The sequence below is a fragment of the Terrimonas ginsenosidimutans genome, assembly GCF_022012415.1.
Lineage (GTDB): Bacteria > Bacteroidota > Bacteroidia > Chitinophagales > Chitinophagaceae > Terrimonas_A > Terrimonas_A ginsenosidimutans.
This window is the reverse complement of sequence record NZ_JAKLTR010000027.1, coordinates 1-13,948: the sequence shown is the minus strand read 5'-3', so window position 1 is coordinate 13,948 and position 13,948 is coordinate 1. Positions and strand designations below refer to the sequence as shown.

The 13,948-nt window shown below is 47.0% G+C and carries 7 protein-coding genes; 6 read left to right on the top strand and 1 reads right to left on the bottom strand.

Translation table 11 applies throughout. The features are described from left to right. The first annotated feature begins 368 nt into the window (after nucleotides 1–368). From mfd to LZZ85_RS26370, 5 genes are all read left to right on the top strand, one after another. Nucleotides 369–3,782: a transcription-repair coupling factor gene (gene mfd, locus LZZ85_RS26390; protein ID WP_237876743.1), complete on the top strand. Its 3,414-nt coding sequence runs from the start codon at nucleotides 369–371 to the stop codon at nucleotides 3,780–3,782. A gap of 214 nt (nucleotides 3,783–3,996) precedes the next feature. Beyond that, nucleotides 3,997–9,378, top strand: coding sequence for a S8 family serine peptidase (locus tag LZZ85_RS26385; RefSeq protein WP_237876741.1), 5,382 nt, complete (start codon nucleotides 3,997–3,999; stop codon nucleotides 9,376–9,378). Nucleotides 9,379–9,552: 174 nt separating this feature from the next. Beyond that, nucleotides 9,553–10,248 (top strand): class I SAM-dependent methyltransferase, encoded by a 696-nt coding sequence (locus LZZ85_RS26380; protein ID WP_237876739.1) that lies wholly within the window; start codon nucleotides 9,553–9,555, stop codon nucleotides 10,246–10,248. 71 nt (nucleotides 10,249–10,319) lie between these two features. Next, nucleotides 10,320–10,913: a TetR/AcrR family transcriptional regulator gene (locus LZZ85_RS26375; protein WP_237876737.1), complete on the top strand. Its 594-nt coding sequence runs from the start codon at nucleotides 10,320–10,322 to the stop codon at nucleotides 10,911–10,913. A gap of 51 nt (nucleotides 10,914–10,964) precedes the next feature. Then, nucleotides 10,965–12,239: an MFS transporter gene (locus LZZ85_RS26370; RefSeq protein WP_237876736.1), complete on the top strand. Its 1,275-nt coding sequence runs from the start codon at nucleotides 10,965–10,967 to the stop codon at nucleotides 12,237–12,239. 19 nt (nucleotides 12,240–12,258) lie between these two features. Here the strand turns inward: LZZ85_RS26370 and LZZ85_RS26365 are convergent, their stop codons facing one another. After that, the gene (locus LZZ85_RS26365; RefSeq protein WP_237876734.1) at nucleotides 12,259–12,663 is read right to left on the bottom strand and encodes a hypothetical protein; all 405 of its coding nucleotides are present in this window, start codon (nucleotides 12,661–12,663) and stop codon (nucleotides 12,259–12,261) included. Nucleotides 12,664–12,855: 192 nt separating this feature from the next. Between LZZ85_RS26365 and LZZ85_RS26360 the strand changes: the two genes are divergently transcribed. After that, a complete protein-coding gene (locus tag LZZ85_RS26360) occupies nucleotides 12,856–13,869 on the top strand; it encodes a T9SS type B sorting domain-containing protein (protein WP_237876732.1) in 1,014 nt (337 codons plus the stop codon). Nucleotides 13,870–13,948: the final 79 nt, after the last annotated feature.

The window sequence follows — 13,948 nt, the reverse complement described above, 5'->3', positions numbered from 1 at the left end:
CCCGGGCGACGGGTCCCATGTCATTTGAATAAGAGATTTTCCTGCAGCAGTTCGATGGCCGATGGCCGAATGCGGCATCTGGAGGGAGGCTATTGCCGCAAGGTGGTATAGTGCATGGGGCTAATGGGTCTATGTACTTTCGGCCATCGGCCATCGGCTATCGGCCATCGGTCATCGGCCATCGGTCATCGGCTATCGGTCATCGGCTATCGGTCATCGGCCATCGGTCATCGGTCATCGGCCATCCGCCATCGGCCATCCGCCATCGGCCATCGATCATCGATCATCGGCCATCGGCCATCGGTCATCGGTCATCTGTGGTCTTCGTCCGCGGTCTCCCTTCATTCCCCTAACTTTGCATCCGTTATATGACGAAGGAATTGTTGCAGCAGTATCAGGATACCCCCCGCCTGTTTCAATTGGCGGACAGGCTTTCTTTTTCCCAACCTCAAAAGATATTTCTCGCAGGCCTAAGAGGCAGCTCGGCTGAGTTCATTACAGCCGCTACTTTTTTGCATCCGTCCTGCGCACAACTGAACCACCTGATCATCCTGAATGATGCAGAGGAAGCGGCGTATTTCCATAATACGCTGGAAAATCTGACCGGTGCACTTGATATTTTCTATTTTCCGTCCTCTTTTAAAAACAGGAAGAACTACAGGTTGCTGAATTCTTCGCATGTGATGCTGCGGACTGAATCACTGACCAAGATCGCAGCTGGTGGTAATAAGAAAGTGCTGGTCACTTATCCTGAAGCACTGTTTGAAAAAGTGGTCGTCCCCGGGACTTTGTCGTCCAATATCATTTATATCAAATCGGGTGATACGCTAAACCTCGAGAAATTGTTGCTGCAACTGGCTGACTACGGCTTTGAGCGGACAGATTTTGTTTATGAGCCAGGTCAGTTTGCGCTTCGCGGTGGCATCCTCGATATTTATTCTTTTGGCAACGAAAAACCTTACAGGATTGAATTGTTTGGTCATGAAGTTGATTCCATCCGGATAGTTGATCCTGAAACTCAACTGAGCGAGCGAAAATTGCTGCAGGTGAGTATCATTCCAAATGTGGACACGCAGTTTGAAAGTGACGAGCGTGTTTCCCTGTTTGATTTCTTACCGGAAAATACTATTGTCTGGTTGCAGGATTATGAAATATGCAAAGCGAAGCTGGCAGAGAACGAAGAAGACCTGGTTGCGTTCATCGCCGGAAGAACAGAAGGAGGCTTGCCCTTTGGCCGGAAGGAACAGGCGGAGGAAGATGATAAGCTGGTGAAGAAAGATGTAGCGGTTCACGAATTCATCACCGCAGAGATCTTTGAAGAAAAACTGCTGACCCGTCACGTTACTGGGTTTGGTTATGACAACAGTTTCCCTTCTTCCTACGAAATTTTTGAAATAGAATTTCTGACGAAGGAACAACCAGCGTTCAACCGACAATTTGATCTGCTGATCAATGATCTGAAAAACTGGGAAGCAAAGAACTTTAAGCTCTATCTGTTTGCAGAAAACCCTAAACAGCTGGAGCGTTTGCAAACCATATTTGACGATCTGAATGCGGCTATCGTTTTTAACCCTGTATCAACGTCCATTCACTCGGGGTTTATTGACGAAGATCAGAAGATCGTGTGCTATACCGATCACCAGGTATTCCAGCGATATCATAAGTATAAGGTAAAACAGGCGTATAATAAAAGTAAAGCCCTTACGCTTCGCACATTGCGTGAGCTGCAGCCGGGAGATTATGTAACGCATATCGATCATGGCGTAGGCGTTTACAGCGGGCTTCAAAAGCTCGAAGTGAATGGCCGTTTGCAGGAAGCAGTGCGATTGTTATATAAAAACAACGATATCCTGTATGTAAATATCAACTCACTGCACAAGATCGCGAAATATACAGGGAAGGAAGGAAGTGTTCCGAAAGTAAACAAGCTTGGTTCTGATGTTTGGAGCAAACTGAAGGAAAAGACCAAAGTGAAAGTGAAGGAGATCGCCTTCGACCTGATCAAATTGTATGCTCAACGAAAGGCGCAGGAAGGTTTTTCCCATGCGCCGGACAATTACATGCAAACAGAACTTGAGGCATCTTTTATCTATGAAGACACTCCCGATCAGAGCAAAGCGATCGGCGATGTAAAAAAAGATATGGAATCTCCCTCACCGATGGACCGCCTGGTTTGTGGTGATGTAGGTTTCGGGAAAACAGAAGTAGCTGTCCGGGCGGCATTCAAAACATGCCTGGACGGAAAGCAGGCTGCGATACTTGTACCCACAACCATTCTTGCCTTCCAGCACTATAAAACATTCAGTGAACGGTTAAAAGATTTTCCGGTGACGGTTGATTACCTCAACCGGTTCAAATCTTCTAAAGAGAAAAAAGAAACGCTGAAGAAACTGGAAGAAGGAAAGATAGATATACTCGTAGGTACGCATGGTATTCTTGGTAAAGAAGTAAAGTTCAAAGACCTTGGATTGCTGGTAGTGGATGAAGAGCAGAAGTTTGGTGTTGCCCATAAGGAAAAGATCAAAAGCATTCGTACAACTGTAGATTGTTTAACGCTTACTGCAACGCCTATCCCGCGGACGCTGCAATTCTCGTTGATGGGTGCCCGGGATCTTAGCATCATCAATACACCTCCGCCCAATCGTCAGCCGATACAAACGGAAGTGCAGGTATATAATCAGGATTTCATCCGTGATGCGATCTATTATGAAACAGAACGCGGCGGCCAGGTATTCTTCATTTACAACAGGATCAACGGGCTCTCTGAGATGAGTGCGATCATCCAGGGTTTGTGCCCGGATCTTAGTATCGGTTTTGCCCATGGGCAGATGGAAGGTCATGAGCTGGAGGAAAAGATCCTCGATTTCATTGATCGCCGCTATGACGTACTTGTATGTACAAACATCGTGGAAAGCGGTGTGGACATTCCGAATGTGAATACCATCATTGTCAATAATGCTCACCAGTTCGGGTTAAGTGATCTTCACCAGCTTCGCGGACGTGTAGGCCGTAGTAACAAGAAAGCATTCTGCTATCTGCTGGCGCCTCCAATGAGCACATTGCCTGCTGACTCCCGTAAGCGGTTGCAAACGCTCGAACAACACAGCGAACTGGGCAGCGGTTTCCAGATCGCCATGCGTGATCTCGATATCCGCGGTGCCGGAAACCTGCTGGGTGGAGAGCAAAGCGGCTTTATGGCGGAGATCGGTTTTGAAATGTATCAGAAGATCCTCGAAGAAGCGATCAAAGAGCTCAAGCGGACAGAGTTCAAAGAACTGTTCAAGGAAGAGATAGCCAAACAGGATGATTTCGTACAGGACTGTACGATCGATACTGATCTTGAAATACTCATCCCTGATAGCTACGTGGAAAGTGTAACGGAAAGACTTTCCCTTTATCAGCGACTGGATAACTCTGAAACTGACCAGGAACTGGAAGATATGCGCCAGGAACTGAATGACCGTTTCGGTAAGATCCCGCCGCAGGTGGAAGACCTTTTTATAACTGTACGCTGCCGTAAACTCGCTGTTGATCTTGGTTTTGAAAAAATGTCGCTTAAAGAGGAAGTGCTGCGCTGTCATTTCATCAACCGCCCTGATTCTCCATATTTTGAATCCGATCTCTTTACAAGGATCATTCAATACCTGCAGACAGGAACCAATAAGGGAAAGCTCAAGCAGACCGGTAAACTTTTCCTGCTGATAGCTCAGCCTGTTAAGAATATGGAAGAGATGCATCGCTTCCTTTCAGGGATCCATAAGTTTTGTTTTCCCGCACAGTAAACAGCCGTATCCGCCGTAATCACTCATTTCAGAAATAGTTGCGCGCCAGTGTACCAATTTTTGATCCGGGAACGTTGTATGTATGAGAAATTTTGGTCTGTTACAGCCATGGTATACCGCTTAGAGGTCAACCGGTATCTGTTAGCGAAAGCCACGCCCTAAGTGTCTCAAAGTGCTCTGACAATTCACTACCTTAGTTTCCTCAATGTCTCTTATGAGAATGAATCCAATTATCTTTCTTGCGGCAATTTTGTTTGCCGGTACTTCTATCGCGCAAGACAGTTCAGCCTATTCGATCGCATTACGGTCGGGAACGTTCATTCCTCCAAAGCACGTGCTAGAGGAAAAAGTGGCAACATTCAATCAGCTCTCTTCCAGAAGCAACCTATCCCGCTATATGCTTATCCAGTTTGATAAACTACCGGATGAATCAGAGAAGCAGGCGCTGGCTGCATCAGGTATAGAGCTGCTTGAGTATATCCCCCATAATACTTATACCGCAACCGTAAAAGGAACGATGAATGCACAGATGCTTCGTCAGGTGCGGGTACGTTCTTTGATCACACTCACACCCGAGCAGAAAATGACACCGCAATTGCTCAGCGGTATGTTTCCGGTAAGATCACTAAAGGTTCCCGGTAAGATTGATCTCTGGATCAGCTATCCCAAAACTATCAATGCGGAAGATCTGAAGCGTGAGCTGCTCTCAATGGGCGTTGAGATCATTCCGACTGCCTATGACAAATACAGGGTCATAGCGGTTCGCATCGCAAAAGAAAGAGTAAAGGAACTGGCTGGCCTTGGCTTCGTGGAATACGTTCAGCCGGTGCCGGGTGAAGATGTTCTGCTCAATGATAAGAGCAAAGTAATATCCAGAGCTAATGTACTGCAATCATCCCTGCCAGGAGGCCGGGCGTTGAATGGTGAAGGAGTGGTGATGGGTGTTGGCGATAATGCGACCTTGCTTTTTCATACTGATTTTACGGGAAGGGTGATAGACCGCATGCCGTTGGGGTTTAATTATCACGGAATGCATGTGGCGGGTACGATGGCCGGCGGAGGTTTGCTGCAGGAACGTTATAAGGGATATGCGCCGAAAGCACAGCTGATCAGCCAGCAATTCTCCAATATTCTCGCCTATTCTCCCGCTTATGTTTTTGACCACGGAATGGTGATCACGAATAATTCCTATGGAAATGTGGTAGATGAATGTGCCACTTTTGGCGTGTACGATCTTTACTCCCGGATCATGGATGATATTTCCTTCCTTTTGCCCAACCTTCAGAATGTTTTTGCTGCGGGTAACAGCGGGCAAATGACCTGCGCTCCTTATACTTCCGGTTACCGGACCATACTCGGCGCTTATCAGAGTGCAAAGAATACAATCAGTGTAGGGAATACAACGGAACTGTCTGTATTAAGCCCGGCATCAAGCAGGGGGCCAGCAGCGGATGGACGTATCAAGCCGGAGATCGTAGCCCAGGGGCAGTTTGTCAGATCAACATTCCCGATAAATCTTTATGGATACAGCAGTGGAACAAGTATGGCCGCTCCTGCCGTAAGCGGGGGCCTCGCGTTATTATATCAGCGTTACAGGCAGCTGCATTCAAATGCAAACCCGATGGCCAGTCTGATGAAAGCCCTGCTTTGCAATGGTGCAACAGATATAGGGAATCCGGGGCCTGACTATTTTTATGGATTTGGTCAGATGAATCTTCTTCGCTCTGTTACCATGCTGGAGAAAAATAATTATATAGAGGCTGCTGTTAATCCGGGAGCAACAAATACGCATACAATTTCCATCCCATCAGGGGCCAATATCGCACAATTGAAGGTGATGCTTTACTGGAATGATGCGCCCGCAACAATGCTTTCGGCCAGTTCGCTTGTCAATGATCTTGATCTGGAGGTAGGGACACCTGCCAGTACAACCGTTCTCCCTTATGTTCTTAATCCGGCTCCGGCAGGTGCCGCAAACAATGCCACGCAAGGGGCTGATCACAGAAATAATATAGAGCAGGTCGTGATCAATAATCCTGCTGCGGGTAACTATGATTTTCGTGTTACAGGTACCACCATTCCGCTGACTGCCGCTTATAATTATGTGCTGGTGTATGATACGATCCCTGTATCGACCACGATCGTTTATCCGGTAGGCGGGGAATATTTCTCAGCGGGGGATTCTATTTATATCAACTGGGATTCTTACGGGAATCCTGCGAATACATTTTCTCTGCAATATTCAACAGATGGCGGAGCAACCTGGCCTGTAACGATTGAAGCAAACGTCGCTGCCGGCCAACGTCAGTTCAAATGGTTTGTGCCTTCCGGTAATACGAGTCAGGCAAGAGTTCGCGTTGTTCAAAACGGGACAGGGCTGCAAAGCGTAAGCAATAATTTTGTTGTGCTGGGAACGCCTTCTATTTCCCTGGCTCCGGCACAATGTGAGGGATATATTGCCATCCAATGGGCGGCTGTGCCGGATGCGACGGATTATGAAGTAACAATGTTACGCGGAGATGAGATGGTTCCTGTGGCGGTCACTGCTTCAACGTCCTATACTTTTGGAGGTCTTTCCAAAGATTCTGTTTACTATGTGGCCGTAAGAGCCAGGATCAATGGAAGTCCGGGCTGGCGCTCTGCGGCGCTGGCTGCACAACCCAATACCGGTACCTGTGCAGGAAATATCAGCAATAACGATCTTAAAATTGATGCGCTCGTTTCGCCATCAGGCTCCGGACGAAGGTTTACCAGCACCTCTCTTTCAGCGACAACGCCGGTCACCATCAGGATCAAGAATCTCGATGATGCACCGACCAGCGGCAATATTGCAGTGAGATATGTTTTCGGAGCAGGTCCTGCAGTAAATGAAACCATTACGGCACCAGCCATTGCCGCCGGAGGAACTTATGCGTATACATTCACTACAACCGCAGATCTTTCCGCCGTTGGTGAATACCCGCTTACAGTAAGTATTACGTATCCAGGAGACGTGATTACAGCCAACGACACCGTTAAAGCGTTGATCAGGCAACTGGATAACCCGGTGATGGATCTTACAACAGATTTTATTGATAACATGGAGAGTGCGCCTATGCAGAGTCATACAACAAGACAAACAGGCCTGACTGGTCTTGACAGATATGATTTTGTTGGTTCAACGATCTGGGGAAGGATCAGGACTTTTGTCAACAGTGGTATTGCCTATTCGGGAAACAGGGCGTTGACGCTGGACGCCGACAGAACACAGTCACCCGCAACAGTTGATTCGTTGACTGCTACCTTCAATCTCTCGGCGTATAATATTACGACCGATGATATCCGTCTTGACTTCCAGTACAAGCATCATGGGCAATTGCCGGATACGTCCAATAAGGTTTGGATCAGAGGAAGTGATACATCTCCCTGGGTCCTTGCGTATGACCTGTATGCCAACCAGCAGACAGCCGGTGTATTCAGAAGATCAGCAAGCATTGAATTACGAACACTTTTGCTGGCAAATGCACAGCTATACTCTTCCAGCCTGCAGGTGCGGTTCGGTCAGTATGGAAATACAATGACGGCCGATAACGAAAGCGCCGCCGGGTATACGTTTGATGATATTCATCTTTATACGGTGACGAATGATATACAAATGCTGGCAGTTGATACACCGGTTGTGGCGAGCTGTGGTTTGAATGCTGCGGTTCCGGTTAAGATCAGGGTAAAGAACAGTGCAGCGGCAACGCTGACCAGTATTCCTGTCCGTTTGCAGGTTGATGGTGGCGCGATCATCAGCGAAGTGATCGCGTCGATTGCAGGGAATAGTACGATCTCCTATGATTTCAGCGCAACGGCAAACCTGGGAACGCCGGGCGTGCACTCTCTGCGGATCTGGGTCGACCTGCCTTCTGATACATACAGGGAGAATGATACGGCATATGTTCAGCTGATCAATTCCCCTGTGATCGCCACGTTCCCTTATATCCAGAATTTCGAAGCAGATAATGGTTTCTGGTATTCCGGCGGATTGAAAAGCAGCTGGCAATATGGTACACCTTTGTCGTCCAATATAAGAAAAGCTGCGAGCGGAACGAAAGCATGGAAAACAAGCCTGACCGGGAATTATAATGACGGCGAACATTCCTATTTGTATTCACCCTGTTTTGATATTACAGGAATGACCAATCCGACATTGAGTTTCAGTCTCGCGCTGGATATCGAAGATTGCAACGCTACGCTGTGTGATGCAGCTTACATGGAATATTCTGCTGATGGAAAAACATGGACAAGACTTGGATCGTCTGGCTCCGGTACGAACTGGTATAACAAAAATTACAGCGGTAATCAGTTATGGAGTGTGCAGAATTACACGAGGTGGCATGTTGCGACCATCCCATTACCAACAGGGTATGACCGGCTTCGCCTGAGATTTGTAATGGCTGCCGATCCTTATGCCAGCCGTGAAGGGATTGCCGTGGACGATATCCACATATACGATAAGCAATATGGGATATACGATGGCCCGCCGGCTAACAGCAATACGGTCACTGTGGCTAATGTAACGGGTAGCAACTGGATACATTTTACAGACGGCGGAGAGGTCATCGCTTCTGTTAACCCTGCAGGACAAAATATGGGAAGTACGGCGGTGCAGGGGTATGTTCATATGGGTGCTGTACGGAATGCAAGCAATCAGTATTATCATGACAGGAACATCACGATCAAACCAACCCAGACGACCCTGACGGATTCGGTGACCGTTCGTTTTTATTTTACTGACCAGGAAACAGAATTGTTGCTGAATGCAGGAGGTTGTGGTTTGTGCACAAAACCTGGATCTGCTTATGAACTTGGCGTATCTAAGTATAATAATACAAATAAGTCGCTGGAGAATGGAAGCCTTGCTGACAATGTGAACGGACGCTGGCAGTTTATTTCGAATGCGGTGAAAGTGCCTTACGATAATGGCTATTATGCAGAATTCAGGGTGAAGGATTTCTCAGAGTTCTGGCTGAATAATGGTGGTCCGGGTAATAACCAGGCATTGCCGGTAGAGCTTATCAGCTTTACTGCAACAAAAGCAGGTAGCGGTGATGTTAAGATCGATTGGACAACGGCTTCAGAGATCAGTTCTTCTCACTATGAAATAGAACTAGCAAAGGGGAATACTGCATTGAATCAGCAAACCTTTGAACCACTTGCAAAGGTTTTAAGTGAAAATAATCCGAATGGTGCCAGGTACAGTTTCCTGGATCGCGAGACCAACAAATCGGGAGTGAGGTATTATCGTTTGAAAATGGTGGATCAGAATGGCAGTTTCCGTTATTCAGCTGTCCGGCCTGTGGTATTCGATGAAGAGATCAGCTGGCAGTTGTATCCTAATCCTTCACAGGGTATGTTCAACCTGATATGCCAGGCTCCGGCCGGTGAAAAGATCGATATCATCGTTCATGATGTAACTGGTCGCCAGATAAAGCGTCTGCAGCAACCGGCGAACGGCTTTGTGCAAAAGATACCGGTCGATCTTTCAGGAGACGATCATGCTAAAGGAGTTTATCTGCTTGATGTGAAAGCCGGAGGAAAGAGCAGCTCCTTCCGGATGGTTAAGCTTTAAACCGTAAAGGGAAACACTTAAGCTGTTTTGATCCAGCAGATTTCAATGCCGTTTCATCATCTGCTTTTAACAATACGTTCACTTCATGGCCGGATTATCTCCGGCCATTTTTAATTTCATACGGTAAACAACACAAGCCTTTAGAAAGGCAGGCCCTGATTAATACCGAAAAGGATGATAAAATACCTGGTCCATTCACCTGTGCGCGAGATTGAGCCAAATATTTACAGTAGCGTCGAATATTCCATTAAAGCAACCTATGACCGCAAGGCCCGGTTATATGAGTTGCTGGTCGGAAATTTTCTTTATAATAAGATCATGTGGGGAACAAGACCGGGAGACTACGTGCACTACGCAAAGGAAGTGTTGTCAACCTGCCAGGGATCAGTGGTCGATATAGGATGTGGCGGCCTGATACAAACCTCTTCATTGTATGCAGCAAGACCTGCCTTTACAGTGCTGGCTGATCTTTCGCTTGAAATGTTGCGGATCGGGAAACACCGGTTGTTGCAACACAGGAGCAGGTTACCTCATCATGTTACATTTTTACAGGCAGATGCTTTCGGACTTCCATTCCACGACGGTGCAGTTGATAATGTTGTGAGCTTTGGGATGTTACATTTGTTTGACAACAAGACCGCTTTTATTAAAGAGTTTCTCCGGATACTGAAAAAAGGAGGAAGCTTTCATATCACCTCTCTGACGAATGACCGGTCTTTCAGCCGCGCTTATATTCGTTTTCTCCAACGGAATAATGAATTTGCCACTGCTATGAGCAGCACTGAGATAATCGGGCTGTTCCTTGCCCAGGACTGCCGGATCCAGCATTATACCATAGGCAGTATGGTTTTCATCAGCGGAATCAAGTAAGCGAAAGTGCGTTGATGCCTCCCTCTTACGATGTCTTTATAAGTGAATGAATATTCACTTATATTTGCTCCATGCGAATACGTGATACGACAAAAGAAGAGCTGGTGAAGAAGCGCGCCATCATGGTGCTGGGAAAAGAGGGATTTGAAGGGTTCAGCATGAACAAGCTTGCCAAAGCCTGTGGTATCTCCGTGGCCACGCTTTACATTTATTACAGGGATAAGGATGATCTGATCATCGCCATCGCAACTGAAGAGATGGAAAAGATGAATGCTGCTGTGCTGGATGGTTTTGATCCGGCAATGCCTTTTGCGGAAGGCTTGCGCGTGCAATGGAAAAATCGCGCAGGGTATATGCTTGCCCACCCCGAAGTGTCTCTTTTTGCTGAGCAGCTCCGCAGTTCCACTTATCATCAATCGATCTTTCCCGTGGCTATGAAAGGGTTTGCTAATGCCATGGGAAAGTTTATGAAGAATGCGGTGAAGAATAAAGAGATTGATCCAATGCCGCTGGAGGTTTTCTGGAGCATTGCATATGGTCCCCTGTATACGTTGCTTAGATTCAGCAATGAAGGCAGAAGTATTGGCGGGCGGCCCTTCAGCTTTTCCAATAAGATCCTTTGGCAAACCTTCGACAGGGTATTAATGGCTCTTGCGAAAAAATAACTGCGGGTATGCCTGCTGTATCTGGATAATCAACTCTTCAATCTGAGAAATATGAAAAAAAAGCCTGTTGTACTTACTCCATACCAACTGCTGGTAATGGTTTTACTCGCTTTATTGCAGTTCACCGTGGTGCTTGATTTTATGGTGCTTTCTCCATTGGGAGATATACTGATGAAAAAGCTGGAGATCAATCCATCTCAGTTCGGAACGGTTGTTTCCGCTTATGCTTTCAGTGCCGGTGGTGCGGGAATTCTTGCCGCAGGATTTGCGGATAAATTTGACAGAAAGAAACTCCTGGTGTTTTTCTATATAGGTTTTATTGCAGGCACTGTCGCTTGTTCAATGGCGGATAATTATCATCAGTTGTTGATTGCACGTATCATCACGGGTCTGTTTGGTGGAGTGATCGGAGCTGTTTCTATGGCGATCATTACGGACCTGTTTGATCCGGCACAGCGTGGCCGTGTGATGGGAACGGTGCAAATGGGTTTTGCGGCGAGCCAGGTATTGGGTATTCCTGCCGGATTGTATTTTGCTGATCTGTGGGACTGGCATGCGTCATTTCTGATGATCGTGGTACTGGCGGTGATCATTCTTGCGGTGATCATCTTTAAGATGAAACCTGTGACAGCGCACCTGGCGCTTCAGTCCGATAAAAGCGTACTGCTCCACTTCTGGCATACACTGGCTAACAGAAATTACCGGATCGGTTTTGCGGCGACGGCTTTCTTATCTGTTGGTGGATTTATGCTGATGCCATTTGGAAGTGCTTACCTCGTGAATAATCTGAAGATCCCGCAGGAGCGGCTGGCAATGATCTTTCTGTTTACAGGCATTGCCTCGATCGTCATCATGCCACTGGTGGGCAAACTGGCTGACCGGATCGATAAGTTCAAGCTATTTTCGGCCGGTTCCGCACTGGCGATCGTAATGATCATCATCTATACAAATCTTCCACCGATCCCGCTGTGGCAGATCATTGTGATCAATATGATCTTATTTATGGGTATTATGAGCAGGATGATCCCGGCAGTCGCACTCACAACCAGCATCCCTGAGATGAGAGATCGCGGAGCGTTTATGAGTATCAATGGGTCATTGCAGCAAATGGCTGGCGGTATAGCCGCCATCACAGCAGGAATGATCGTATCTCAGCCTGCTAAAGATGCGCCGCTGCAACATTACCCGGTGTTGGGACTGGTTGTCTCAGGTGCGATCGTTGTTTGCGCATTTTTTGTTCACCGGGTAAGCGCGCTGGTCAAAAGAAAAGCGAAGGCGCAACAGGCCGTTATTGAGCCGGATTCCACTTCGCTACACCTTGAATAATATATATACGTATACGTGATCAGATCTTGTCCTTCCACGCAAGTTCTTCCTGTTTTTTTAACGTGGCTCTGTATTTCAGGAGACCGGGTATGTTTTCCATATAGATCACTATGGTCATCGTAAGGCAGTACAGGAAGTGAACGATCAATATGAGAGAATAGACCCGCCCGATCATTACAAATGCAAGGGCGATCAGTGACAGTACTGTGCTGATTATCATCAGTACCGGAGCAAATAGTTTTTGCAGTGCCAGAAAGAGAAAGACGAACAGGGTAATAACGTATATAGTGGGGAGCATATAGGCAATCCAGTGATAATAAGTGTAAGTCATCAACTGTATCAGGCAGGTGGCAGAGATCAGAATGCCGAACACTCCTCCATATATGCAGATATTCTGCTGACGTTCGTTTTGGTTATTATTCACGGTAGCTGATTTTGCTGCAAAATAATTATCAGTTTGATATGCGGCAACCCTTAGGAGATTTTTCAGTTATACCCGGAACAATTCCGAAGTATTTTCACTTATTCTGATAACACGGGGTGTTCTTTTAGTATTTTGGTAAGGTTATTGTTATTAAGCCGAAGCCGTTGCGACCTGAAACACCATTCCAATATCATGAAGAGTGCCGCTAGTGTGCTGATAGTTCTGTTACTGTCAATGACAGTTGCAAATGCTCAGCCATGCTCTATACCTGATTCCTTCTTTGCAGATGACACTATTGTCGTTTGCCAAGGCAGTACTTTCCAACTAAACGCGCCTGTTGTACCAGGGGGAAACTATTCCTGGTCAACAGCGGCGGCTTCGAATTCTATCACGGTGGGTTTTAATGGAAAATACTGGTTGGATATCATGGCTGGCGGATGTTCCCGCTCAGACACCGTTACGGTGTTATTTAATTCCTTTTTATTATCTCCTTTTGTCGGCGATGTCAAACTTTGTAAGGGCCAGCCTGCATTGCCTTTACAGGTGACGGGTCAGCAGATTCAATGGTATGCGGATCCGATCGGAGGCGCTCCCCAGTCAATTCTTCCCACACCTTCCACTGTTGATACTGGCCGTGCGACCTATTGGTTTACCCAAACCATACGGGGTTGTGAAAGTCCCAGGGTACCGGTGGAGGTGAAGGTGATCGACAAACCTAAGTTTGATCTTGGTGAAGCATTTATCATTCCTTGTGGAGCAGCGGGTATTACGCTACAGGTGGTTCCGGATGGAGAATCAACCTATATCTGGAGCAATGGTATACACGGCGTATCAATGCTTGCACCGGGCCGGGGAACTTACAGCATTTATGCGGAGAATATGTGTGGCTCTTTCCGGGATACAGTCGTTGCTGTTGAATGTGAAGACCGGTGTGTACAGTTTCCTTCAGCCTTTACTCCAAATGGAGATGGAAAGAATGACCGATATCAGCCTGGCGTTTTTTGCCCGGTACCACAATACAAGATCGTGATCTACAACCGTAATGGCGAGACGGTTTTCCGCACAACCAATCCATCCGCAGGTTGGGATGGCATCTTCAATGGCGTTCAACAGCCTATCGGCGCATATGTGTACCATGCAGAGTTTTTCGATTTTATTTTGAAGCAGACATTTGTCCGGAAGGGAACGATTACCCTCGTGAGATAAGCTGGCGCAGGGCAAAAGGTTTTTTTTGAGATGAGGATCTCAGTGACCTTTTGTTTTTTGCCGGGCGGGCAAGGCGCTC